This window comes from Delftia sp. JD2, assembly GCF_001682645.1.
Classification (GTDB): Bacteria; Pseudomonadota; Gammaproteobacteria; order Burkholderiales; family Burkholderiaceae_C; genus Comamonas; species Comamonas acidovorans.
On sequence record NZ_LFJT01000020.1, the window covers coordinates 82,154 to 104,586 of the forward strand.

Sequence of the window (22,433 nt, forward strand, 5' to 3'; positions counted from 1 at the left end):
TACCCGACAAAATTGATGGGGAATGTGGTACACTAAGGGTCAACACTCAACAACAACAAAAACTTCGATGAAAAGAAGGGCTCTGAACCTTTTGAACAGGACGGAGTAAGGGCGGAGACTGTGCCCAACTCCAGTCAAATCGCTGGAGCGGGTGTTTCTGTAACGTACAAGCCTGACTGAAGGAGCTCGTAATGCGTCTCACCACCAAAGGCCGTTTTGCGGTCACTGCCATGATCGATCTGGCCCTGCGCCAGAACAATGGCCCTGTCACGCTGGCAGCCATCAGCCAGCGGCAACAGATTTCCCTGTCGTATCTGGAACAGCTGTTCGGCAAGCTGCGCCGCCATGAACTCGTCGAGTCCACCCGTGGACCCGGCGGCGGCTACACGCTCGCCCGCAAGGCCGGCGACATCACCGTGGCCGACATCATCGTCTCCGTGGACGAACCCATTGACGCCACCCAGTGTGGCGGCAAGGAAAATTGCCTGGGCGAAGCCGGCCGCTGCATGACGCATGAGCTGTGGGCCGCACTGAACCAGCGCATGGTCGAGTTCCTCGATTCCGTGACGCTGCAAAAGCTTGTGGACGAACAACTGGCCAAGGGCATCCAGATCGAGGACAAGCCCGTGGTGCGTCGCGCGATTTCCACGGCTCCCGTGGTCAAGCCCATCCGTGTGAATGCCCCGAACTCGGTATTCGCGCTGGGCAACGCCTTCGCCAAGTCCTGATCGACTTTTGACACCCTGAGGGCAGGGCACCGCCGCGCATGGCTGTGTGGCGCGGTGTTGTCCGCCTGGATGGATTCACCGGAGTTCATCGCCTTCCCGATTTTTTGCCAGCCTGAACCTTGATAAGAGCCAGTCATGGACATGACCCCGCATTTCCCCATCTATCTCGACTATGGCGCGACCACCCCCGTGGACCCTCGCGTGGTGGACGCCATGATTCCTTGGCTGCGTGAGCATTTCGGCAACGCCGCATCGCGCAGTCATGCCTGGGGTTGGGAAGCCGAGGAGGCCATCGAGAAGGCCCGCGGCCAGGTCGCAGACCTGATCGGCGCGGATCCCCGTGAGATTGTCTGGACCAGCGGTGCCACCGAGTCCATCAACTTGGCCATCAAGGGCGCGGCGCATTTCTACCAGGGCAAGGGCAAGCACCTGATCACGCTCAAGACCGAGCACAAGGCCGTGCTCGACACTATGCGTGAACTCGAGCGCCAGGGCTTTGAGGTGACCTACATGGACGTGCAGCCTGATGGCCTGCTCGACATCGAGGCATTCAAGGCCGCGCTGCGCCCCGACACCATTCTGGTCAGCGTGCTCTTCGTGAACAACGAAATCGGCGTCATCCAAGACATTCCCACCATCGGCGCGCTGTGCCGTGAGAAGGGCATCTTGTTCCATGTGGATGCCGCGCAGGCAACGGGCCGCGTGGAGATCGACATGTCCAAGCTGCCGGTGGACCTGATGAGCATGACCGCACACAAGACCTATGGCCCCAAGGGCGTGGGTGCCCTGTATGTGCGCCGCAAGCCACGTGTGCGTCTGGAAGCGCAGATCCACGGTGGTGGCCATGAGCGCGGCATGCGCTCGGGCACGCTGCCTACGCACCAGATCGTCGGCATGGGCGAGGCCTTCCGCATTGCCAAGGAAGAAATGGCTGAAAGCAACGCCAAGGCCTACGCGCTGCAGCAGCGTCTGCTCAACGGCTTGAAGGACCTGGAGCAGGTCTTCATCAACGGCAGCATGGAGCACCGTGTGCCGCAGAACCTGAATATGAGCTTCAACTTCGTCGAAGGCGAGTCGCTCATCATGGGCATCAAGGGTCTGGCGGTGTCCTCGGGATCGGCCTGCACGTCGGCCAGCCTGGAGCCCAGCTATGTGCTGCGTGCACTTGGCCGCAGCGACGAACTGGCGCACAGCAGCCTGCGCATGACGATCGGCCGCTTCACGACCGAAGAGGAAATCGACTACGCGATCAGCACCATCCGCACCAATGTGGTCAAGCTGCGCGAACTCAGCCCGCTGTGGGAGATGTTCAAGGACGGCATCGATCTCAGCACCATCCAATGGGCGGCTCACTGAGCATTGGCCGGCACGCGAATCAAGTATTGAAGAGGTAGACATCATGGCTTATTCCGACAAAGTGGTAGACCACTACGAAAATCCCCGCAACGTGGGCTCGTTCGACAAGAACGACGAATCGGTGGGCACCGGCATGGTCGGCGCTCCTGCCTGCGGCGACGTGATGAAGCTGCAGATCAAGGTCAACCCCGAAACCGGCGTCATCGAGGATGCGCGTTTCAAGACCTATGGCTGCGGTTCCGCGATTGCCTCGTCTTCGCTGGTGACAGAGTGGGTCAAGGGCAAGACGCTGGATGAGGCGGCTGCGCTGAAGAACAGCCAGATCGCCGAAGAGCTGGCTCTGCCTCCCGTCAAGGTGCACTGCTCCATCCTGGCCGAAGACGCCATCAAGGCAGCGGTCGATGACTACCGTGCCAAGCGCACTGCGGTGGTGGCCGCCTGATATGGCGATCTCGCTGACCGATTCTGCGGCACGCCACGTGAGCCGCTACCTGTCGCGCCGCGGCAAGGGTATCGGCGTGCGCCTCGGGGTCAAGACCACGGGCTGCTCTGGCCTGGCCTACAAGCTGGAGTATGTGGACGAGCAATTACCCGAGGACGTGATCTTCGAGGACCACGGCATCAAGGTGCTGGTCGATCCCAAGAGCCTGGCCTATATCGACGGCACGGAGCTGGATTTCGTGCGTGAGGGCTTGAACGAAGGCTTCAAGTTCCACAACCCCAACGAGCGTGATCGCTGCGGTTGCGGCGAGAGCTTTCGCATCTGACCGGCATTTGCCGGGCGCCCGGGCCTTTGTGGCTTGGAGGCACGCCCGGCAGGCCCTGATTTCTTCTACTCCCTCAAGAGGCCGCCTTCGCTTCGGTGCTGGCGGCTTTTTATCGACATGAACCTGCAATCGGACGATTTCGAGCTGTTTGCGCTGCCGCGCCAATTTGCGCAGGAGCGCAGCACCATTGACGCGCGCTGGAAGGAGTTGCAGCGCGAGGCCCACCCTGACCGCTTTGCTTCGCAGGGAGCCGCCGCGCAGCGCGTGGCCATGCAATGGTCGGTGCGCATCAACGAGGCCTACCAGCGGTTGAAAGAACCACTCAGGCGCGCAGCGTATCTCTGCGAATTGCAGGGTGCACCCGTGCGTGCCGAGGACAACACGTCCATGCCCACCGCCTTTCTGATGCAGCAAATGGAGTGGCGCGAGGCGTTGGAAGAGGCGCAGGACGAGGCCGCCCTGGATGCGCTGGACGACGAGGTGCTGCAGGCGAGAAAGAACATGCTGGCTGAATGCGGTCGTCAGCTGGATGAGCTGCACGATGCGCAGGCGGCTGTGCAGCAGGTCAGAGCCCTCATGTTTGTTGCGCGATTTGCGCAGGACATAGAGCGTCGCCGCGATCAACTGGGACAATAACCCGCGATCCGCACCTCCCACGAGAGACCCTCATTCACAAGGCAGGCCGGCCGGCCCGGACCTGCAATTTCCCCGAGTATTTTCATGGCGCTTTTGCAGATTTCCGAACCCGGTCAGTCCCCCGATCCCCACCAGCGGCGCATTGCCGTGGGCATCGACCTGGGCACCACGCATTCGCTGGTCGCCGCTGTCCGCAATGGCGTGGCCGAATGCCTGCCGGATGACCAGGGCCGAGTGCTGCTGCCTTCTGTCGTGCGCTATCTGCCCCAGGGCCGCCGAGAGATCGGCCACGCCGCCCAGGCTGCACTGTCTACCGATGCGGGCAACACCATTGCCTCGGCCAAGCGCTTCATGGGCCGCACGCTGGCTGACATCGATTCGCCGGAAAAGCTGCCTTACCGCTTTGCGGAGCAGGAGGCCGGCCGTGGCGTGATCGGGATCGAGACCGTCGATGGCACCAAGACAGCCGTGGAGGTCAGTGCCGAGATCCTGGCCACTCTGCGTTTCCGTGCCGAAGACACCTTCAATGACGACATCCATGGCGCCGTCATCACCGTGCCCGCCTACTTTGACGATGCACAACGCCAGGCCACCAAGGATGCGGCAAAGCTCGCCGGCATCAACCTGCTGCGCTTGATCAACGAGCCCACGGCTGCAGCCATTGCCTACGGCCTGGACAACGGCTCCGAAGGCGTCTACGCCGTCTACGACCTGGGTGGCGGCACTTTCGATATTTCTATCCTGCGTCTGTCCCAGGGTGTGTTCGAAGTCGTCTCCACTGGCGGCGATTCGGCCCTGGGGGGTGACGACTACGATGCGGCTTTGGCCGAGTGGGTGGCCCAGCAGACCGGCGTGGTTCCCCAGACGGCCGAGGACAAGGCCCGCTGGCGCATGGCGGCACGCCTTTGCAAGCAGGCATTGACGGATGCACAGGTCGCAACGCTCACGGCCGAGCTGTCTACCGGCGCTGTGCATTTCGATGTAAAGCGCAGCGATTTCGATGCGAGCACGGCCCATCTGACGGCACGTTCGCTGGCGGCCGTGCGCCGCGCGCTCAAGGACGCAGGGCTGGCGCGCGACGAAGTGCAGGGCGTGGTGCTGGTCGGCGGTTCCACCCGCATGCCCCAGGTGCGCGAGGCCGTGGCCGAGTTCTTTGGCCGCGATCCTCTCATCAATCTCAACCCCGACGAAGTCGTCGCGCTGGGGGCCGCCATCCAGGCCAACCAGCTCGCTGGCAACAGCTCCAGCGGCGACATGCTGCTGCTCGACGTGATTCCTCTGTCCCTGGGCGTGGAGACCATGGGCGGCCTTGTCGAGCGGATCATCAGCCGCAACGAGACCATTCCCACAGCCCGTGCCCAGGACTTCACCACCTACAAGGATGGTCAGACGGCCCTGGCCGTCCATGTGGTGCAGGGCGAGCGCGACCTGGTGGCGGACTGCCGCAGCCTGGCGCGTTTCGAGCTGCGCGGCATCCCGCCCATGGCGGCCGGCGCAGCCCGCATCCGTGTGACCTTCACCGTGGATGCCGATGGCCTGCTGTCGGTAGGCGCCAAGGAGCAGACCAGCGGCGTCGAGGCCCATATCCATGTCAAGCCGTCGTACGGCCTGTCGGACGACGAGGTTGCCCGCATGCTGCAGGACGGCTTTGCCACGGCCCAGCAGGACATGCAGGCCCGCGCACTGGTGGAGGCGCGTGTCGACGCAGATCGCATGCTGATGGCCACCGAAAGCGCTCTGCAGGCCGATGGCGATGTGCTCGCCGCGGACCAGCGCGCAGCCATCGATGCGCTGATCGACGCCCTGCGCGCCAGCGTGGGCTCCGAGGATGCCGCCGTCATCGAGGCCGCGACACAAGCGCTGGCCAAGGGCACGGAGTCCTTCGCCGCCGAGCGCATGAACCGCAGCATCCAGCAGGCCCTGGCCGGCAAGAGCGTGCAATCCCTTTCCTGATTTCTGATCCGACAGCAGATCCGTCATGCCCGTTATCAAAATACTCCCCCACGCCGAATACTGTCCCCAGGGTGCCGAAATCGAGGCGCCCGCCGGAACCTCGATCTGCGAGGCCTTGCTGGACAACAACATCAAGATCGAACATGCCTGCGACATGAGCTGCGCATGCACCACCTGCCATGTGGTGGTCAAGGCGGGCTACAACTCGCTGAACGAGGCCGAGGAAGAGGAAGAAGACCTGCTGGACCGCGCCTGGGGTCTGCAGCCGCAGTCCCGCCTGTCCTGCCAGGCCATCCTGGCACGCGAGGACGTGACCATCGAGATTCCCAAGTACTCGCTCAATCACGCCAAGGAAAACCACTGAGGGCCAGCGCATGTCGCGTCAAATCATTCTCGACACTGAAACCACTGGCCTGTCAGCCGACAACGGCGACCGGCTCATCGAGCTGGGCTGCGTGGAGATGGTCAACCGCAAGCTGACCGGCAACAACCTGCATCTGTATTTCAATGCGGGGCGCGACAGCCATCCGGACGCGCTGCGCGTGCACGGCATCACCACCGAATTCCTCAAGGACAAGCCGCGCTTCGAGCACAAGGTCGAGGAGATCTGGGAGTACCTGCAGGGCGCCGAGCTCATCATCCACAACGCGCCCTTTGACCTGGGGTTCCTGAACAAGGAGCTGGAGCTCGCCAACCGCCCGCCGATACGCCAGTGCGTGAGCGGGGTCATCGACACCCTGGTCATGGCCAAGGAGATGTTCCCTGGCAAGCGCAACTCGCTCGATTCGCTGTGCGATCGCCTGGAGGTGGACAACTCCGGGCGCACGCTGCACGGCGCCTTGCTGGATGCGGAGCTGCTGGCCGATGTCTACATCAACCTCACGCGGGGCCAGGAGGCCCTGTTGATGGCGGAAGAGCCTGTCCAGTCCGAGGGTGGGCTGGTCGTGGCGCAGGTGGATCTGGCCAGCTTCAAGCTGCGCGTGGTGCACGCCAATGATCAGGAGCTGGCCGCACACGAGGATGTGATGGTGCAGATGGACAAATCGAGCGGCGGCAAGACAATTTGGCGCGGCTTCGAAAATCAGTCCTAGAAGTTATGACATAATCTAAGTCTTGTCGCAGTAACGACATATGGGTGATTAGCTCAGCGGTAGAGCACTGCCTTCACACGGCAGGGGTCACATGTTCGATCCATGTATCACCCACCATTTTTTCCAAAGAGGTTGGCCTAGCAGCCAGCTTCGCGGGTGATTAGCTCAGCGGTAGAGCACTGCCTTCACACGGCAGGGGTCACATGTTCGATCCATGTATCACCCACCATTTTTTCCAAAGAGGTTGGCCTAGCAGCCAGCTTCGCGGGTGATTAGCTCAGCGGTAGAGCACTGCCTTCACACGGCAGGGGTCACATGTTCGATCCATGTATCACCCACCATTTTTTCCAAAGAGGTTGGCCTAGCAGCCAGCTTCGCGGGTGATTAGCTCAGCGGTAGAGCACTGCCTTCACACGGCAGGGGTCACATGTTCGATCCATGTATCACCCACCAATCAAGCCCTCCTGAAATCTGTTCAGGAGGGCTTTTTCATTTCCGCTCGGTGCATGGTTTTCAGGCCCTGGAAATTCCAATGCGTCCAGATGATCTGTGGCGCATTCGTGTCTGACGCCGTCTGATAATCGGCTGCTGGACGGCGAAAGGGCAGACAAGATGAGCGAACAGGTCGATTGCGTGGTGGTGGGTGCGGGCGTGGTGGGGCTGGCGGTGGCCAGGGCGCTGGCGTTGCAGGGCAGGGAGGTCATGGTGCTGGAGGCGGCTGAAGCCATTGGCACGGGCACCAGCTCGCGCAACAGCGAGGTCATCCATGCCGGCATCTACTATCCCGAAGGTTCGTTGAAAGCCCGTTTGTGCGTCGAAGGCCGGCAGCGTCTATACGCCTACTGCGGTGAACGTGGCATTGCCCATCAGCGCTGCGGCAAGCTCATCGTGGCAACGGATGAGGCGCAGCGCGGCCAGCTCCAGGCCATTGCACGCAAGGCCGAAGCCAATGGTGTCCACGACCTGCGCTGGCTTGAAGGCGCCGAGGCACGTGCCATGGAGCCCGCGCTGCACTGTGCGGCGGCACTGCACTCCCCCAGCACCGGCATCATCGACAGCCACGCACTGATGCTGGCCTTGCAGGGCGATCTCGAAAACGCAGGCGGCATGGTGGTCTGCCATGCCGAGGTGCAGGAGGCAGCCATCCATCCAGGCGGCGTGTGGCTGCGCACGGCCGATGGGACGGAACTGACGGCCCGCACCCTGGTCAATGCGGCAGGTCTTCATGCGCCATTGCTGGCGGCCCGTTTGCAGGGGTTTCCGCAGCAGTTTGTTCCGCAGGCCTTCTATGCCAAGGGCAACTACTTCACGCTGTCCGGGCGGGCACCGTTCTCGCGCCTGATCTATCCCGTGCCCGAGGCGGCGGGCCTGGGCGTGCATCTCACGCTGGACATGGGTGGCCAGGCCAAGTTCGGCCCCGATGTGCAGTGGGTCGAGAGCCCAGGTGACCTGCAGGTCGATCCCGTGCGCGCCAACGCCTTCTACGCAGAGATCCGCCGGTATTGGCCGGGTCTGGCCGATGGCGCGCTGGTGCCCGGCTACGCCGGCATCCGCCCCAAGATCAGCGGCCCCGGCGAGGCCGCCGCAGACTTCGTGATTCAGGGGCCTCAGACCCACGGCGTTGCGGGCGTGGTGCAACTGCTGGGCATCGAGTCACCGGGATTGACCAGCTGCCTGGCCATTGGCGCGCACGTGGCGCAATTGCTGGCCTGAGGATCTGCCGGTTCACGACACACGGCCACGGCAGGCCTTGTCTGACAAGGCTCAGGCCCTCTCGCTTCCCGGAAGCCCCGGAACAATTGGATAAGATGCTTGCATGTAACAAGGGCCTTGCCCATGTTGCGTGACAGGTATCGGGCGACATGATTGCCTGCTCCCCGCTGTATTTGTTTTCACCTCAATAGAAAGGCTCATCATGACGAAATCGATCACTGACACCGTCTCCACCGCACAAGCCGATCTTGAAAAACTGGTCGGCGACCTGCGTGGTCTGCTGTCTGCCAAGGAGCTGGATGCCGTGCCGGAAATCCATATGCTGCGCCAGCGTATCGATGATGGCATGTCCAATGTGCGTGAGTCCGCGGTGCGTGCGGCGCAGGAAGCGGCCCGCCAGGCCAAGGATGCCGCCTACGCTGCCGATCGCTACGCCCACGATGAGCCGTGGCGCGTCGCAGGCGCTGCCCTTGCCATGGGCGCCTTGCTGGGCTTCCTGCTGGGTCGTCGCTGATCAGCGGCATGCCTGACCAGAAAAGGATGCCTGTGAATTGGATTTCCCTTCTGGGTTTGGATGCCTGGGTGGCGCGCTGGCGCGCTTCCGTGATCGAGCTGGCCATTGCCGCAGAAGACCGCACGGACCTCGCGCGGCTTGAATGGGCCGAGCACAAGCGCAGCATGCAGACGGTGGTCGTGCTGCTGATTGCGCTTGCTGGACTCAGCGTCGTGGTCATGCTCACGCTGTCGGTGGCCTTGCTCGTGCAGTTCTGGGACACCGAGCACCGCGTGCTGGTGGGCTGGCTGGTGGGCGGTGGCTGGCTGGCGGTCTGGGCCATTGCCCTGTGGCAATTGCTGGCTGCCGTGCGCCGCCTGGCCCGCCCCTTCATCCTTACCCGCAACGAGCTGAGCCAGGACTGGCAGGCGCTGAAGAAGAGGCTGTAGCCATGGTCGATGCTTCCAACGCTTCCCCGTCCCGCAACGCTGTCACGCCGCCCGCGCCCACGGGGCTGAATGCGGAGCTCTGGGCCACATCCACCGTTGAGCAGCAGCAGGTGATGCAACGCATTGCCCAGCAGCGCGAGCGCCTCAAGGCGCGCTCTGCGGCCGTGGCCCAGGCCCGGGCATTGAGCCGCTCTGCCACCCATGTGCAGCCCGATGCACCGCTGGTGGAGCGTGCCATCACCTTTGCGCGTCTGCATCCCGTGGCCGTGGCCGTGGCGGCCGGTGCCGCACTGATGGTGGGCCCGCGCAAGCTGCTGCGATTCGGCACCACCGTCATGCCCTTGATCCTGCGCTGGCAGCAGCGCAGGGGTTGAGGGCCGAGAAGCCTGCTTCTCTCCCAAAGAAAACGCCCGGCATGCCGGGCGTTTTCGCGTTCTGCGTTCAGTGCGCCAGCACTGGCTATGTGGTGTCTTGACTCAGCTGCCTTGGCTCGAAACGGTCAGGCAGCCACCTGTCTGGCACGCGCCTCAACGCAGCTGGGCTATGGCGCGTGCGGTCTCGGGCACCAGGGCAGGGCCTCGGTAGATCAGGCCGCTGTAGATCTGGACCACGTCGGCGCCTGCGCGGATTTTGCTGACGGCATCTTCGCCGCTGAGAATGCCACCCACGCCGATGATGGGGTAGCGACTGCCCAGGGCGGAACGCAGCTGGCGGATGACCTGGTTGCTGGCCTCCAGCACCGGCGCACCGGACAGGCCCCCCGTTTCCTGCGCGTGAGGCAGGCCCTTGACGGCTTCCCGGCTGATCGTGGTGTTGGTGGCGATCACACCATCCATGCCATGGCGCTGCAGTGTGGCGGCGATGACGCCGACCTGCTCTTCATCCAGGTCGGGTGCGATCTTCACGAACGCCGGCACCCGCTTGCCATGCTGCGTGGCCAGTTGCTCGCGGCGCTCGGCAATCGCACCCAGCAGGGCGTCCAGCGCTTCGTCGCTTTGCAGGGCGCGCAGGTTCTTGGTGTTGGGCGAGCTGATGTTCACCGTCACGTAGTCGGCATGCGGGTACACGCCGTCCAGCGCCTTGAGATAGTCGCTGGTGGCATCTTCGATGGGAGTGGTGGCGTTCTTGCCGATGTTCAGCCCCAGCAGCATGGGTTTGCCCTGGGCGCGGGCCTGCGAGCGCTTGACGTTGCTCAGGAAGGCATCCAGGCCTTCGTTGTTGAAGCCCAGGCGGTTGATCAGCGCATTGCGTTCGGGAATGCGGAACATGCGCGGCTTGGGGTTGCCCGGCTGCGGGCGGGGTGTCACGGTGCCCACCTCGACGAAGCCGAATCCCATGGCGGCCAGCGCGTCGATGCAGCGCGCGTTCTTGTCCAGACCCGCTGCCATGCCCACGCGGTTGGGGAACTTGAGGCCGGCAAGCTCGACGGGGTCACTCACCATGGGCTGTGCCCACGCCTGCTGCAGGAGCGTGTTCTGCCCCTTTGCCATCAGGTTCATCGTGAGATCGTGGGCGGATTCGGGGTCCATGCCGAAGAGAAAGGGACGGGTCAGGGCGTAGGGGATCAGAGACATGGGGATAATCAAAGGATTACCTGGATTTTCCCTCATGACGACATCTGCTGCCTCTTTTTCCCAAGATGAACTCAAAGCCCTGGTCGGGCAAGCCGCTCTGGCCTATGTGATGCCCGGCGAAATCGTCGGCGTTGGCACCGGCTCCACGGTCAACAAGTTCATCGATGCACTGGCCACCATCAAGGACCAGATCCCGGGCGCCGTGTCCAGTTCCGTGGCCAGCACCGAGCGCCTGAAGGCGCTGGGCATCAAGGTGCTGGATGCCAACGAAGTCGCCAGCCTGTCGGTCTACATCGACGGAGCCGACGAGATCGACGGCCGCGGCTACATGGTCAAGGGCGGCGGCGCCGCGCTGACGCGCGAGAAGATCGTCGCTGCGCTGGCCGAGCGCTTTGTCTGCATTGCCGATGCCTCCAAGCGCGTCGAGGTACTCGGAGACTTTCCGCTGCCTGTGGAGGTGATTCCCATGGCCGCTGCCCAGATTGCGAACCGCTTCAAGGCCATGGGTGGTCGCGCCGAGATCCGCATGAAGGACGGCGCGCCCCTGGTGACGGACAACGGCCAGCACATTCTTGATGTGCGTGGCCTGAAAATCGCCGAGCCGCTGGCCTTCGAGTCCGACGTCAACCAATGGCCTGGCGTGGTGACCGTGGGAGTGTTTGCGCACCAGAAGGCATCGGTCTGCCTGCTGGGCACGCCCGAGGGCGTGCAGACGCTCAACTATTGAGCGAAGGCCCTCCGGCCTCGGCTAGCCGAGGCTCTCGAACGCCACGGCGCCTGTGATCCACGCGAGCAGGGCCAATGCACCCAGGCACAGCGCGCGCAACGAAGCTTGCGCGCGCTGTTTTTTGTGGCGCTGCATGAGCAGGGCGATGGCCGCCAGCCCCGTGTAGATGGCAAGGAACGCAGCCGTCGCCATGTAGTAGGCCAGACGGTTGAGGCCATTGCCCAGGCCTCCGTCATGCATGAACCACAGCGTGATCAGGCAGGGCACCAGCGCCAGGCTGGCCAGCCTGAAAGGCTCGCGCCATGAAGGTCTTGCAACCAGGGTCCACGCGATGAGCGCGGGCAGGCCGACAAGCGTGGCAAGCCTTGCCATGGTCCAGACCACATCGGACAGCATGGAATCCACTGTCGGGCTCCTGATTGCGGCAGGCGCTTGCCTAGAAGCTCAGGCCTGCGGGGTTGTCGTTGGTGCGTGCACCAGGCGTTGGGGCGGGCATGGGGGGGCGCCGGCTGCCCGGGTCCTCGGCAGCGGCGGGTGCTGCTGCGGGCGCCGATGCCGCCGCCGATGCAGCGGGCGTAGGCGGGGTCAATGGCTGTGCCGATGGCCGCTTGTACTGGGCAGGCAGTTGCGAGGTCGCAGGATAGCCTGCGGCATCCAGGTATTGGGTCCATTCGCTGGACGAGAAGCCGCTCAGGAACTGCTTGCCAACGGTGGCAAACGGCAGGCTGTTCTGGCCGCTGAGCTTTTGCAGGGCAGCGGCGTCCGCCTCGGTCTGCACCAGGCGTTCGGCATAGGGAATGCCTCTGGATTGGAGCAACTGGCGCGCGCTGTCGCAGGGCGCGCAGTCGGATGAGGTGTACAGCGTCACCGGAAAGCGGCCTGCGATCTGGCGCAGCGCATAGGGCAGGTTGGCATTGCTGTCAGCGGTGCCCGCGACTGACGGGGCGGCAGGCGCTGCCTGCTGCTGGGCGCTTTGGGCCGGGCGGTCCGAGAAAGTGACTTTTCCATCGGGGCCGACGATGCGGTACACCTGCTGCGCACCGGCCGGCAGTGCGGCGGCAAGGCAGACGAGGGCGAGGCATGGCATCAGGTGGCGCAGGGCGCCGCGGCCAAGGCTGGGAGAAGACTGCATGGACGATCTCAGTTTCGGAAGAAGGGTTTCGTGCCGGGGGCCACCACTCGTCGGATGGATGCCCGCACAGGAGTGCCTGCAAGCATAGCGTGCCATTCATCCTGGGCCATCTTCTGGAGCCACAGGATGTGGCTGCGCGCATCCGATGGGGTGGCCGGGCCAGGAAAAAGCGCCCCGTCGGGGCGCTGCAGACCTGGGGCCGGGCTCTCAGGCCTGGGCCATGCCCTGGTGGCGCAACAGCGCATCCAGCTGGGGTTCGCGGCCACGGAAGGCCTTGAACGACTCCATGGCCGGGCGGGCCCCCCCGGCCTCCAGAATCGCCTCACGGTAGCGGCGGCCTGTCTCGGGATTGGGGGTTCCATCGGCCAGCATGGTTTCCTCGAAGGCCGCATAGGCATCTGCCGAGAGGACTTCAGCCCACTTGTAGCTGTAGTAGCCGGCTGCATAGCCGCCTGCAAAGATGTGGCTGAAGGTGTGGGCCGAGCGGCTGTAAGGAGTCGACGGCAGCACGGCCACCTCGGCGCGCACGCGGGCCAGCAGCGGCATGATGTCTGCCTTCGGATCGTGCTCGGTATGCAGCAGCATGTCGAACAGCGAGAACTCGATCTGGCGCAGCGTCTGCATGCCCGACTGGAAGTTCTTGGCCGCGATCATCTTGTCGTACAGGGCGCGCGGCAGCGGCTCGCCGCTGTCCACGTGGGCGGTCATGTGCTTGAGCACTTCCCATTCCCAGCAGAAGTTCTCCATGAACTGGCTTGGCAGCTCCACGGCATCCCATTCCACGCCCGCGATGCCTGAGACGTCGCGCTCGTTGACCTGGGTCAGCATGTGGTGCAGGCCGTGGCCGGTTTCATGGAACAGCGTGATCACGTCATCGTGCGTGAGCAGCGCAGGCTTGCCATCGACGCCGCTGGCAAAGTTGCAGACCAGGTGAGCGACCGGCGTCTGCAGCCTGTGGTTGTCGGGGCGCAGCCAGCGGGTACGCACATCGTCCATCCAGGCTCCGCCACGCTTGCCCGATCGCGCCGGCTGGTCCAGGTAGAACTGGCCGACCAGCTCAGGGCCTTGCGGCGTGCTGCGCTCGATGCGGTAGAACTCGACGGCGGGATTCCAGACCGGCGCCGCGTCGCGGCGGATGGCCACGTCGAACAGCGTCTCGACGATCTTGAACAGGCCGGCCAGCACCTTGGGCGCAGGGAAGTACTGCTTGACCTCCTGCTCGCTGAAGGCATAGCGTGCCTCCTTGAGCTTTTCGGAGACATAGGCCCAGTCCCAGGGCTGGGGATCGGCCAGGCCCAGTTCATCGCGTGCGAAGGCGCGCAGGTCGGCGACATCCTTCTCGGCATAGGGGCGGGCCCGGTGCGCGAGATCGCGCAGAAAGTCGATCACCTGCTGTGGCGAATGCGCCATCTTGGGAACCAGCGAAATCTCGCCGAAATTGCGGTAACCCAGCAACTGCGCCTCTTCCTTGCGCAGGGCCAGGATCTCCGAGATGTTGGCCGTGTTGTCGAAGCGGATAGCATCGCCCTCGGCCTGGTCGGAGGCGCGTGTCACATAGGCGCGATAGAGCTTCTCGCGCAGCGCACTGCTGGCCGCGAACTGCATCACGGGCAGATAGCAGGGCATCTTCAGCGTGAGCTTGAAGCCTTGCTTGCCTTCGGCCTCGGCGGCGGAGCGGGCTGCCTGGCGCACATCCTGCGGCACGCCGTCCAGCTCTTCGGCCGTGGCGTAGTAGGCGAATGCATCGGTGGCGTCGAGCGCGTTCTCGCTGAACTTCTGCGTCAGTTCGGCCGAGCGTTCCTGGATCTTGGCAAAGCGCAGCTTGTCCTCGCCCCGCAGCTCGGCGCCGGAGAGCACGAAGTTGCGCATGGCATGGTCCCAGGCCGCACGCTGCTCGACATTGAGCGTGGCGGGGTCAATGGCCTTGTACTTGGCGTAGAGGCGCTCGTCGGCACCCAGACGCGTCCAGAATTCGGTGACCTTGGGCAGGGACTCGTTGTAGGCGGCGCGCAGCTCGGGCGTATCGGCCACGCTGTTGAGGTGGCTGACGGCGCCCCAGGCCGTTCCCAGCTTCTCGGTGGCGACATCGAGCACGGCCGAGATCGAATCCCAGCGCGCCGGAAAGTCGGGTGCCGTGACGGTCTCCAGGGCCTCTGCGGCCCCGGTCAGCAGGATATCGATGGCCGGGCCGACATCGGCAGGGCGTATGCGATCGAACAGGGGCAGGTCGGAGGATTCGAGGAGGGGATTGCTCATGCGTGTCAGATGCCGTCGGGTGCATTGAAATCAAGCGGCTCTCCAGGGAGACGCCCGATGCTTGTCAGCTCCTGGTCAGCCGGCGGCGCGCTCGGCCGCCTCCATGGTGTTGACCAGCAGCATGGTAATCGTCATGGGGCCGACACCGCCGGGTACGGGCGTGATGAAGCCGGCCACTTCCTTGACGCCGTCAAAGTCCACGTCGCCGCAGAGCTTGCCTTCGTCGTTGCGATTCATGCCCACGTCGATGACCACGGCGCCAGGCTTGCACATGTCTGCAGTCAGCACATTGCGCTTGCCCACGGCGGCGACCACGATGTCGGCCTGGCGCGTCATTGCGGCGAGATCGGCCGTGCCGCTGTGGCAGATGGTCACGGTGGCATTGGCGGCCAGCAGCATCATGGCCATGGGCTTGCCGACGATGTTGGAGCGGCCGATGACCACGGCGTGCTTGCCGCGCAGGTCCGTCATGCCGATGGATTCCAGCATCTTCATGCAGCCGTAGGGAGTGCAGGCCTTGAAGCCGACTTCACCCACCATCAGCGCGCCTGCACTTGCCACGTGAAAGCCATCCACGTCCTTGAGCGGCGAGATGGTCTCGATGACCTTGTGGTCGTCGATGTGTGCGGGCAGCGGCAGCTGGACCAGGATGCCGTGGATGCTGGGGTCGTTGTTCAGCGCCTCGACGCGGGCCAGCAGTTCGGCCTCGGTCATCGAGGCATCGTACTTCTCCAGCACCGAATGAAAGCCCGCGTCCTCGCAGGCCTTGACCTTGTTGCGCACATAGACCTGGGAGGCAGGGTTGTCGCCGACCAGGACCACGGCCAGGCCGGGCGTGGTGCCGCGGGCCTTCAGGGCGGTGGCGCGCTGGGCGACTTCGGCACGCAGTTGGCGGGAGAGGGCGTTGCCGTCGATGAGTTGGGCTGTCATTGCAGTGAATACCAATAAAAATGCTGCTAGGGCTTGTTGATCAAGCGCTAGCAGCTCTTTGAAAAAAAGCGGTGGTGTCTTGGCTTATCCGGCGACGGCTGCCTTGGCCGCTGCAGCGGTCTGGCCCTGGCCCAGGGCGATCTTGAGCAGATCGGCCACGGTGTTGGCGTTGAGCTTTTCCATGATGTTGGCGCGGTGCGCCTCCACCGTCTTGATGCTGATGCCAAGATCATCGGCGATCTGCTTGTTCAGCCGGCCGGCGACGATGCGCTCCAGCACCTGGGCTTCACGGCTGGTCAGCTTGGCCAGCAGCGCGTCGCGGCTGGCGGCCTGCTGGTGGCCGGCAAAGGCTTCGCGGGCATGGTCCAGCATGCGCTCGACCAGGTTCAGCAGTTCCTCTTCGTTGAACGGCTTCTGGATGAAGTCCAGTGCGCCCTTCTTCATGGTGTTCACCGCCATGGGCACGTCGCCGTGGCCGGTGATGAAGACGATGGGAAGGGGGGACTTGCGTTCGATCAGGCGGTCCTGCAGTTCCAGGCCCGTCATGCCGCCCATGCGGATGTCGACGATGAGGCAGGCAATCTCGCGTGGGTCGTAGCGCGAGAGGAAGGTCTCGGCCGAGTCGAAGCAGCGCACACGATAGTCCTTGCCCTCCAACAACCATTGCAACGAATCACGAACCGCTTCGTCGTCATCAACTACGTACACAGTGCCTTTTTTCGGGATCAAGCTCATGCAATCGTCCTTGTTGTGGGTTCAATGGTCGCTGCCGGCGTTGTCGCGTCGCCCGGCGGGGCCAGCGGCAGCCAGAATGAAAACCGGCAGCCGACAACCTCGGAACCATTGTAGAGGTTCTCGGCACGCATCCGACCCTGGTGGGACTCGACAATGCTGCGGCACAGATTCAGCCCCATGCCCATGCCTTCGCTCTTGGTGGTGAAGAAGGCCTCGAAGAGGCGTTCCAGCACCTCGGGCGGCAGGCCCTTGCCGGTGTCCTGCACGTTGAATTCGATGACGCGCTGGTCCTCGATGGTGCGCGGCACCACGCGCAGCTCCACATTGCGCTGGTGGCTGGGGCGGCCCGACTGCTCGATGGATTCGGCGCCGTTCTTCATGAGGTTGACCAGCACCTGCTCGATGAGGATGGTGTCGGCCATGATGGCCGGCATGCGCTCGGCCACGTGGTAGGTCAGCTGCACATTGCGGCGGCGCAGCTCGATCCCGGCCAGCTCCACGGCCTCGCTGACCATGTCGGTGACCTGGGCCAGGGTGCGGTTGGGCTCGCTGCGCTTGACGAAGGAGCGTATGCGCAAAATGATCTGCCCCGCGCGCTGCGCCTGGTGGGCGGTTTTCTCCAGCGCGAACTTCATCTGCTCTTCGGTCAGCGTGCCCTTTTCAAGTCGGGTGAGCATGCCGCTGCAGTAATTGCTGATGGCGGTCAGCGGCTGGTTGAGCTCATGGGCGACGCTGGAGGCCATCTCGCCCATGGTGATCAGGCGGCTGACGGACTGGGCGTGCTCGGCCTGGCGATCGGCCTGCTCCTCGGCCAGGCGGCGCGGCGTGATGTCGGTGGCGATCACCATCTGGGCCAGGCGGCCGTCCACCCAGCTCAGATAGCGCGATCGCACTTCCAGCCACTTGCCCAGTTCGGGCAGGTAGATCTCGGCGTTTTCGCTGCGTGCGCTGGTCAGCGAGTCGGTGGGCAGGCCCATGAGGCCGTCCTCGTCGTCCATGCCTTGCGGCTGCGAGCGCACGGGCAGCACGCCGGCCTGGGCGACGAGCTGCAGGTGGCCATCGGTCTGTGAGCCAAACCATTGCCGGTACAGCTTGTTGGCGAACAGCAGCTCCGCGCTGCCCAGCGGGGCGACGGACACCGAGGCGTCCAGCGCCTCCAGCACGATGGTGAAGCGCTCGTAGGAGGCAGACAGTTGCTCGCGGATGCGGTTGGGCTCGGTGATGTCGGTCATGGACGACATCCAGCCCGTGTGCTGGCCATGGGCGTCGATCAGCGGCGAGACATACAGGCGCGCATCGAACTGCGTGCCGTTCTTGCGCTGCACGCGCACCTGAAAGCCCCCGACGATGGTCTTGCCCGAAAGCTCTTCGCGCAGCTTGGAGTGCAGGTTGTCGTAGTCGTTGTCGGGCCAGTAGGAGTAGGGCGGCATCTGGCCGACCAGCTCTGATTCGCTCCAGCCCGTCATCTGGCAGAAGGCGGCATTCACATAGGTGATGCGGCCTTGCAGGTCCAGCGCGCGCATGCCGGTGAGCACGGAGTTTTCCATGGCGCGGCGGAAGTTGGTTTCCGCGACCAGGGCCTCTTGGGCGCGCTGGCGGCGGCGCGTGTGGCGCCAGGTGGCCAGCAGCAGCCAGGCCGTCATCGCACTGAGCGTGCCCACCAGCCAGAACAGGCCGCTGCCGACCACGCCCAGCGAGGTGCGATAGGCCTGGGCACGCAGCACCAGGCTGTTGCCGACGGGGGCGACGGGTGCCTCGTCCTCGTTGGCAACGGTGCGCCAGCGCAGCAGTTCGGTGGCGGTCTGCTTGCGCGGTGTCAGCGGCGTGCCTGCCAGCACCTGGCCCCGGCTGTCGAGCATGGTCATGGCGTAGCGGGCCATGATTTCGGTGGGCGTTCCATAGCGCAGCAGGCTGTCGATGGAGTACTCGCCCAGCAGCTCGCCGATGTAGCGGCCGTCCTGTGCCAGCGGCACATGCAGTTGCAGCAGCGGCGCGGCTTCCCCCTTGTGGGCAAGTCCCTGCACGTAGATGGGTTGCTGCATCTCGCGCGCGAGCTGGTAGGCCTCCAGCGCGTCTCCGGCGCGCAGCACTTCACGCGGGATGCGCAGCTGCTCGCTGCTCACTGTGGGGGCGGACTGGCTGGCCAGGATGCGCCGCTGTGCATCGATCCAGGTGATGGACTGCAGTTCGGGGTATTGGCTGATGAGTGCTTCGGCGCGGCTGGCGAAGTCGGACTCGCCCAGGTCGTGGTTGCCGATGTCGCGCGCCATGCGCATCAGTTGCTCCTGGCGCTCCAGCAGGCGCAGGCGCACGCGTTGCTGGGCATATTCCACGTCGCGGTGCAGCGCTTCCTTCTCGCGGTCGATCTCCTCCATGCGCAGGTACCAGAAGGAGGCCACGATGGCCGCCATGAACATCAGTACGGCCGCGAGGGGGGCGAGCGCCGCGAAGCGGTCCTGGCGCGTGGGAGAAAGACTGCGCCACCAGCTGCGCCACCAGCGCACTGGCGCGGCCACGCCTGCCATGGGGGCAGGGCTGTGCGTGCCGTGCTCGGAAGGGGAGGATTGCATGCGCCCAGTGTAGGGGAGAGTCTGACTGTTTTTAAGGAGTATTGGAGTCGCCGCCGAGGCGCTTCGGCGACGTTCTTTGGGGTCTTCACTGTATGTGCGTTTGCAGCAAAATTTCAAATTATGAAATCAAAAAGCACCATTTGAAATTCGAAAAAAGTATGCGACACTCGCCGAGCATTGAGGCAGTGAATCGGTATTTTCAAGTTCGCCAGACAGGGTCTGTGCCGCGCAAGGCGTGGTGAACTACCCGCCTGCGTTGGCGCGCTGCGCCGCTCACTGGTTCGACCCCAAGACGCTACCTTCTGCAAGGAGACATTCCCATGACAGCTCAGACTGACCCGCAAGGCAATGCAGGCGTTCCCGCCGGCCTGGACCAACAAGAATCGCGCGAATGGATGGACGCCCTGTCGGCCGTCATCGACCGTGAAGGCGCCGAATACGCGCACAAGCTGATCGAGGACCTGCTCGAACACGCACGCCAGAACAGCGTGGACATGCCTTTCTCGGCCAACACCGGCTATGTGAACACCATCGAGACCTCGCAGGAAGCCCGCTGTCCCGGCAACCTGGAAATCGAAGGCCGTCTGCGCGCCTACATGCGCTGGAATGCCATGGCCATGGTGGTCAAGGCCAACCGCCTGCACCCGCCCGAAGGCGGTGACCTGGGCGGCCACATCGGCTCCTTCGCTTCGCTGGCCAACATGTTCGCGGCCGGCTTCAACCATTTCTGGCACGCCGAAAACGAGAACCACGGCGGCGACTGCCTGTACATCCAGGGCCACGTCTCGCCCGGCATCTATGCCCGCGCCTACCTGGAAGGCCGCATTTCCGAAGAGCAACTGCTGAACTTCCGCCAGGAAGTGGACGGCAAGGGCCTGTCCAGCTACCCGCACCCCAAGCTGATGCCCGAGTTCTGGCAGTTCCCCACGGTGTCCATGGGCCTGGGCCCGCTGATGGCCATCTACCAGGCGCGCTTCCTCAAGTACCTGCATGCCCGTGGCATTGCCGACACCGAAAGCCGCAAGGTCTGGGTTTTCTGCGGCGACGGCGAAATGGACGAGGTCGAGTCGCTGGGCGCGATCTCGCTGGCCGCGCGCGAAAAGCTGGACAATCTGATCTTCGTGATCAACTGCAACCTGCAGCGCCTGGACGGCCCGGTGCGCGGCAACGGCAAGATCATCCAGGAACTCGAAGGCGAGTTCCGCGGCTCCGGCTGGAACGTCATCAAGCTGCTGTGGGGCAAGGGCTGGGACGAGCTGCTGGCCAAGGACAAGGACGGCGTGCTCAAGAAGATCATGGCCGAGTGCAACGACGGCGACTACCAGTCGTTCAAGGCCAATGACGGCGCCTACGTGCGCAAGAACTTCTTCGGCCGCGATCCGCGCGCGCTGAAGATGGTCGAGCACATGAGCGACGACGAGATCTGGAACCTGCGCCGCGGCGGCCACGATTCGCAGAAGGTCTACGCTGCCTTCCACGCTGCCAATTCGCACAAGGGCCAGCCCACCGTGCTGCTGGTCAAGACCGTCAAGGGCTTCGGCATGGGCAAGATCGGTGAAGGCAAGAACACCGTTCACCAGACCAAGAAGCTGGGCGACGAGGACATCAAGGCCTTCCGCGACCGTTTCAACATTCCCATTCCCGACAGCCAGATCGCCGACCTGCCTTTCTACAAGCCGGCCGACGACACCCCGGAAATGCGCTACCTGCACGAGCGCCGCAAGGCGCTGGGCGGCTACCTGCCGCACCGCCGCGTGAAGGCCAGCGAGCAATTCACGGCGCCTGCGCTGGATACCTTCAAGGCCATCCTCGAACCCACGCCCGAAGGCCGTGAGATCTCGACCACCCAGGCCTATGTGCGCTTCCTCACGCAGCTGCTGCGCGACAAGGAAATCGGTCCGCGCGTCGTGCCCATCCTGGTGGACGAGGCACGTACCTTCGGCATGGAAGGCCTGTTCCGCCAGATCGGCATCTACAACCCCGCTGGACAGCAGTACACCCCGGTCGACAAGGACCAGGTGATGTACTACCGCGAGGACAAGGCCGGCCAGATCCTGCAGGAAGGCATCAACGAAGCCGGCGGCATGAGCAGCTGGATCGCGGCAGCCACGAGCTACAGCACGAGCAACCGGATCATGATCCCGTTCTACGTGTACTACTCGATGTTTGGCTTCCAGCGCATCGGTGACCTGGCCTGGGCGGCCGGCGACATGCAGGCGCGCGGTTTCCTGCTGGGCGGCACTTCGGGCCGCACCACGCTGAACGGCGAAGGCCTGCAGCACGAAGACGGCCACAGCCACATCCTGGCCAACACCATTCCCAACTGCGTGAGCTACGACCCGACCTTTGCCCACGAAGTCGCCGTGATCATGCAGGACGGCCTGCGCCGCATGGTGCAGAACCAGGAAAACGTCTTCTACTACATCACGCTGCTCAACGAGAACTACGCCATGCCCGGCCTCACGCCCGGCACCGAGCAGCAGATCATCAAGGGCATGTACCTGTGCAAGCCCGGCCAGAAGGTGCCGGAAAGCGGCCTGCGCGTGCAACTGCTGGGTTCGGGCACCATCCTGCGCGAATCCTTCTTCGCCCAGGAACTGCTGCTGGCCGACTGGGGCATTGCCGCCGACGTGTGGAGCTGCCCGAGCTTCAATGAGCTCACCCGCGACGGCCAGGACGCCGACCGCTGGAACCTGCTGCATCCGCTGGACACCCAGAAGGTGCCCTTCGTCACGCAGCAGCTGCAGTCGCACAATGGCCCGGTGATCGCATCCACCGACTACATGAAGGCCTACGCCGAGCAGATCCGCCCCTACATGCCCAAGGGCCGCACCTACAAGGTGCTGGGCACCGACGGCTTCGGCCGTTCGGACTTCCGCCGCAAGCTGCGCGAGCACTTCGAAGTGGATCGCCACTACATCGTGGTTGCCGCACTGCGCGCGCTGGCCGAAGAAGGCAAGATCAACGCCACCACCGTGGCCGAAGCGATCGCCAAGTACGGCATCAAGGCCGACAAGATCAACCCGCTGCACGCTTGAGTAAGAACGGGAGACACATATGGCATTGGTAGAAATTCAAGTCCCCGATATCGGTGATTTCGACGAAGTTGCTGTGATCGAAGTGCTGGTCAAGGCCGGCGATCAGATCAAGGCCGAGCAATCGCTGATCACAGTGGAGTCCGACAAGGCCTCCATGGAGATCCCCTCCAGCCACGCTGGCGTGCTCAAGGAGCTGCGCGTCAACATGGGCGACAAGGTCAAGCAGGGCAGCATCATTGCCGTGGTCGAGTCGGCGGAAGCCGCTGCCCCGGCGCCTGCAGCCGC

Annotated in this window: 22 protein-coding genes and 4 tRNA genes; 19 read left to right on the forward strand and 7 right to left on the reverse strand. The window is 64.0% G+C overall.

What is annotated here, in order from left to right:
- Positions 1-191: 191 nt before the first annotated feature.
- The 16 genes from iscR (at position 192) to ACM14_RS13395 (ending at position 9,560) form a co-directional block, all read left to right on the forward strand.
- Entirely contained in the window at positions 192-728 is a 537-nt protein-coding gene (gene iscR, locus ACM14_RS13320; protein ID WP_012205825.1) for a Fe-S cluster assembly transcriptional regulator IscR, read from the forward strand.
- A 135-nt stretch (positions 729-863) separates the two neighbouring features.
- Positions 864-2,084, forward strand: coding sequence for an IscS subfamily cysteine desulfurase (locus ACM14_RS13325; RefSeq protein ID WP_012205824.1), 1,221 nt, complete (start codon positions 864-866; stop codon positions 2,082-2,084).
- 43 nt (positions 2,085-2,127) lie between these two features.
- On the forward strand, positions 2,128-2,526 hold the full coding sequence (gene iscU, locus ACM14_RS13330; RefSeq protein WP_012205823.1) for a Fe-S cluster assembly scaffold IscU: 399 nt from the start codon (positions 2,128-2,130) through the stop codon (positions 2,524-2,526).
- A gap of 1 nt (position 2,527) precedes the next feature.
- On the forward strand, positions 2,528-2,851 hold the full coding sequence (gene iscA, locus ACM14_RS13335) for an iron-sulfur cluster assembly protein IscA (RefSeq protein WP_012205822.1): 324 nt from the start codon (positions 2,528-2,530) through the stop codon (positions 2,849-2,851).
- A gap of 117 nt (positions 2,852-2,968) precedes the next feature.
- Positions 2,969-3,487, forward strand: a complete 519-nt coding sequence (hscB, locus tag ACM14_RS13340; protein WP_065346386.1) for a Fe-S protein assembly co-chaperone HscB — start codon at positions 2,969-2,971, stop codon at positions 3,485-3,487.
- A gap of 84 nt (positions 3,488-3,571) precedes the next feature.
- On the forward strand, positions 3,572-5,440 hold the full coding sequence (hscA, locus tag ACM14_RS13345; protein ID WP_063325423.1) for a Fe-S protein assembly chaperone HscA: 1,869 nt from the start codon (positions 3,572-3,574) through the stop codon (positions 5,438-5,440).
- Between the two features lie 25 nt (positions 5,441-5,465).
- Positions 5,466-5,804, forward strand: coding sequence for an ISC system 2Fe-2S type ferredoxin (gene fdx / locus ACM14_RS13350; RefSeq protein ID WP_013802212.1), 339 nt, complete (start codon positions 5,466-5,468; stop codon positions 5,802-5,804).
- A 10-nt stretch (positions 5,805-5,814) separates the two neighbouring features.
- Positions 5,815-6,531: a DNA polymerase III subunit epsilon gene (gene dnaQ / locus ACM14_RS13355; protein WP_034394212.1), complete on the forward strand. Its 717-nt coding sequence runs from the start codon at positions 5,815-5,817 to the stop codon at positions 6,529-6,531.
- Between the two features lie 42 nt (positions 6,532-6,573).
- Positions 6,574-6,648 (forward strand) — tRNA-Val (locus ACM14_RS13360).
- Positions 6,649-6,685: 37 nt separating this feature from the next.
- Positions 6,686-6,760 (forward strand) — tRNA-Val (locus ACM14_RS13365).
- Between the two features lie 37 nt (positions 6,761-6,797).
- Positions 6,798-6,872 (forward strand) — tRNA-Val (locus ACM14_RS13370).
- Positions 6,873-6,909: 37 nt separating this feature from the next.
- Positions 6,910-6,984: transfer RNA gene (locus ACM14_RS13375), tRNA-Val, on the forward strand.
- Positions 6,985-7,143: 159 nt separating this feature from the next.
- On the forward strand, positions 7,144-8,244 hold the full coding sequence (locus ACM14_RS13380; protein WP_065346387.1) for an NAD(P)/FAD-dependent oxidoreductase: 1,101 nt from the start codon (positions 7,144-7,146) through the stop codon (positions 8,242-8,244).
- 202 nt (positions 8,245-8,446) lie between these two features.
- The gene (locus ACM14_RS13385; RefSeq protein ID WP_012205816.1) at positions 8,447-8,758 is read left to right on the forward strand and encodes a DUF883 domain-containing protein; all 312 of its coding nucleotides are present in this window, start codon (positions 8,447-8,449) and stop codon (positions 8,756-8,758) included.
- An 8-nt stretch (positions 8,759-8,766) separates the two neighbouring features.
- The gene (locus ACM14_RS13390; RefSeq protein WP_012205815.1) at positions 8,767-9,186 is read left to right on the forward strand and encodes a phage holin family protein; all 420 of its coding nucleotides are present in this window, start codon (positions 8,767-8,769) and stop codon (positions 9,184-9,186) included.
- Positions 9,187-9,188: 2 nt separating this feature from the next.
- Positions 9,189-9,560 (forward strand): hypothetical protein, encoded by a 372-nt coding sequence (locus ACM14_RS13395; protein ID WP_065346388.1) that lies wholly within the window; start codon positions 9,189-9,191, stop codon positions 9,558-9,560.
- Between the two features lie 153 nt (positions 9,561-9,713).
- Here ACM14_RS13395 and ACM14_RS13400 read toward each other — a convergent pair whose 3' ends face one another.
- Positions 9,714-10,760, reverse strand: a complete 1,047-nt coding sequence (locus tag ACM14_RS13400; protein ID WP_065346389.1) for a quinone-dependent dihydroorotate dehydrogenase — start codon at positions 10,758-10,760, stop codon at positions 9,714-9,716.
- A 34-nt stretch (positions 10,761-10,794) separates the two neighbouring features.
- Between ACM14_RS13400 and rpiA the strand changes: the two genes are divergently transcribed.
- Entirely contained in the window at positions 10,795-11,487 is a 693-nt protein-coding gene (gene rpiA, locus ACM14_RS13405; RefSeq protein WP_065346390.1) for a ribose-5-phosphate isomerase RpiA, read from the forward strand.
- A gap of 21 nt (positions 11,488-11,508) precedes the next feature.
- Here the strand turns inward: rpiA and ACM14_RS13410 are convergent, their stop codons facing one another.
- The 6 genes from ACM14_RS13410 to ACM14_RS13435 all read right to left on the reverse strand — a co-directional run bounded on the left by ACM14_RS13410 (position 11,509) and on the right by ACM14_RS13435 (position 19,110).
- On the reverse strand, positions 11,509-11,883 hold the full coding sequence (locus ACM14_RS13410; RefSeq protein WP_228676900.1) for a hypothetical protein: 375 nt from the start codon (positions 11,881-11,883) through the stop codon (positions 11,509-11,511).
- Between the two features lie 40 nt (positions 11,884-11,923).
- Positions 11,924-12,619, reverse strand: a complete 696-nt coding sequence (locus tag ACM14_RS13415) for a glutaredoxin family protein (protein ID WP_065346391.1) — start codon at positions 12,617-12,619, stop codon at positions 11,924-11,926.
- 207 nt (positions 12,620-12,826) lie between these two features.
- Positions 12,827-14,875, reverse strand: coding sequence for a M3 family metallopeptidase (locus ACM14_RS13420; protein WP_065346392.1), 2,049 nt, complete (start codon positions 14,873-14,875; stop codon positions 12,827-12,829).
- Between the two features lie 75 nt (positions 14,876-14,950).
- Positions 14,951-15,805 (reverse strand): bifunctional methylenetetrahydrofolate dehydrogenase/methenyltetrahydrofolate cyclohydrolase FolD, encoded by an 855-nt coding sequence (gene folD, locus ACM14_RS13425; RefSeq protein ID WP_065346393.1) that lies wholly within the window; start codon positions 15,803-15,805, stop codon positions 14,951-14,953.
- Positions 15,806-15,889: 84 nt separating this feature from the next.
- Entirely contained in the window at positions 15,890-16,540 is a 651-nt protein-coding gene (locus ACM14_RS13430; protein WP_012205807.1) for a response regulator transcription factor, read from the reverse strand.
- Complete coding sequence (locus tag ACM14_RS13435) at positions 16,537-19,110, reverse strand: PAS domain-containing sensor histidine kinase (RefSeq protein WP_012205806.1); 2,574 nt, start codon at positions 19,108-19,110, stop codon at positions 16,537-16,539. Before ACM14_RS13435 ends, ACM14_RS13430 begins: the two co-directional genes overlap by 4 nt.
- 320 nt (positions 19,111-19,430) lie before the next feature.
- On the opposite strand from ACM14_RS13435, the gene aceE reads away from it, so the two are divergent.
- Together aceE and ACM14_RS13445 are read left to right on the forward strand one after the other, a co-directional pair.
- Positions 19,431-22,148, forward strand: coding sequence for a pyruvate dehydrogenase (acetyl-transferring), homodimeric type (gene aceE / locus ACM14_RS13440; RefSeq protein ID WP_043820506.1), 2,718 nt, complete (start codon positions 19,431-19,433; stop codon positions 22,146-22,148).
- A 19-nt stretch (positions 22,149-22,167) separates the two neighbouring features.
- On the forward strand, positions 22,168-22,433 hold a 266-nt coding region (locus tag ACM14_RS13445; RefSeq protein ID WP_302621868.1), incomplete at its 3' end, for a biotin/lipoyl-containing protein.

Coding starts and splice junctions, on each gene's coding strand:
- ACM14_RS13325 (WP_012205824.1), top strand. CDS start 864: ATGGACATGACCCCGCATTTCCCCATCTATCTCGACTATGGCGCGACC.
- ACM14_RS13385 (WP_012205816.1), top strand. CDS start 8,447: ATGACGAAATCGATCACTGACACCGTCTCCACCGCACAAGCCGATCTT.
- folD (WP_065346393.1), bottom strand. CDS start 15,805: ATGACAGCCCAACTCATCGACGGCAACGCCCTCTCCCGCCAACTGCGT.
- ACM14_RS13395 (WP_065346388.1), top strand. CDS start 9,189: ATGGTCGATGCTTCCAACGCTTCCCCGTCCCGCAACGCTGTCACGCCG.
- ACM14_RS13430 (WP_012205807.1), bottom strand. CDS start 16,540: ATGAGCTTGATCCCGAAAAAAGGCACTGTGTACGTAGTTGATGACGAC.
- ACM14_RS13435 (WP_012205806.1), bottom strand. CDS start 19,110: ATGCAATCCTCCCCTTCCGAGCACGGCACGCACAGCCCTGCCCCCATG.
- fdx (WP_013802212.1), top strand. CDS start 5,466: ATGCCCGTTATCAAAATACTCCCCCACGCCGAATACTGTCCCCAGGGT.
- hscA (WP_063325423.1), top strand. CDS start 3,572: ATGGCGCTTTTGCAGATTTCCGAACCCGGTCAGTCCCCCGATCCCCAC.
- ACM14_RS13400 (WP_065346389.1), bottom strand. CDS start 10,760: ATGTCTCTGATCCCCTACGCCCTGACCCGTCCCTTTCTCTTCGGCATG.
- ACM14_RS13410 (WP_228676900.1), bottom strand. CDS start 11,883: ATGCTGTCCGATGTGGTCTGGACCATGGCAAGGCTTGCCACGCTTGTC.
- iscA (WP_012205822.1), top strand. CDS start 2,528: ATGGCGATCTCGCTGACCGATTCTGCGGCACGCCACGTGAGCCGCTAC.
- hscB (WP_065346386.1), top strand. CDS start 2,969: ATGAACCTGCAATCGGACGATTTCGAGCTGTTTGCGCTGCCGCGCCAA.
- ACM14_RS13415 (WP_065346391.1), bottom strand. CDS start 12,619: ATGCAGTCTTCTCCCAGCCTTGGCCGCGGCGCCCTGCGCCACCTGATG.
- aceE (WP_043820506.1), top strand. CDS start 19,431: ATGACAGCTCAGACTGACCCGCAAGGCAATGCAGGCGTTCCCGCCGGC.
- dnaQ (WP_034394212.1), top strand. CDS start 5,815: ATGTCGCGTCAAATCATTCTCGACACTGAAACCACTGGCCTGTCAGCC.
- ACM14_RS13420 (WP_065346392.1), bottom strand. CDS start 14,875: ATGAGCAATCCCCTCCTCGAATCCTCCGACCTGCCCCTGTTCGATCGC.
- iscU (WP_012205823.1), top strand. CDS start 2,128: ATGGCTTATTCCGACAAAGTGGTAGACCACTACGAAAATCCCCGCAAC.
- rpiA (WP_065346390.1), top strand. CDS start 10,795: ATGACGACATCTGCTGCCTCTTTTTCCCAAGATGAACTCAAAGCCCTG.
- ACM14_RS13380 (WP_065346387.1), top strand. CDS start 7,144: ATGAGCGAACAGGTCGATTGCGTGGTGGTGGGTGCGGGCGTGGTGGGG.
- ACM14_RS13390 (WP_012205815.1), top strand. CDS start 8,767: ATGCCTGACCAGAAAAGGATGCCTGTGAATTGGATTTCCCTTCTGGGT.
- iscR (WP_012205825.1), top strand. CDS start 192: ATGCGTCTCACCACCAAAGGCCGTTTTGCGGTCACTGCCATGATCGAT.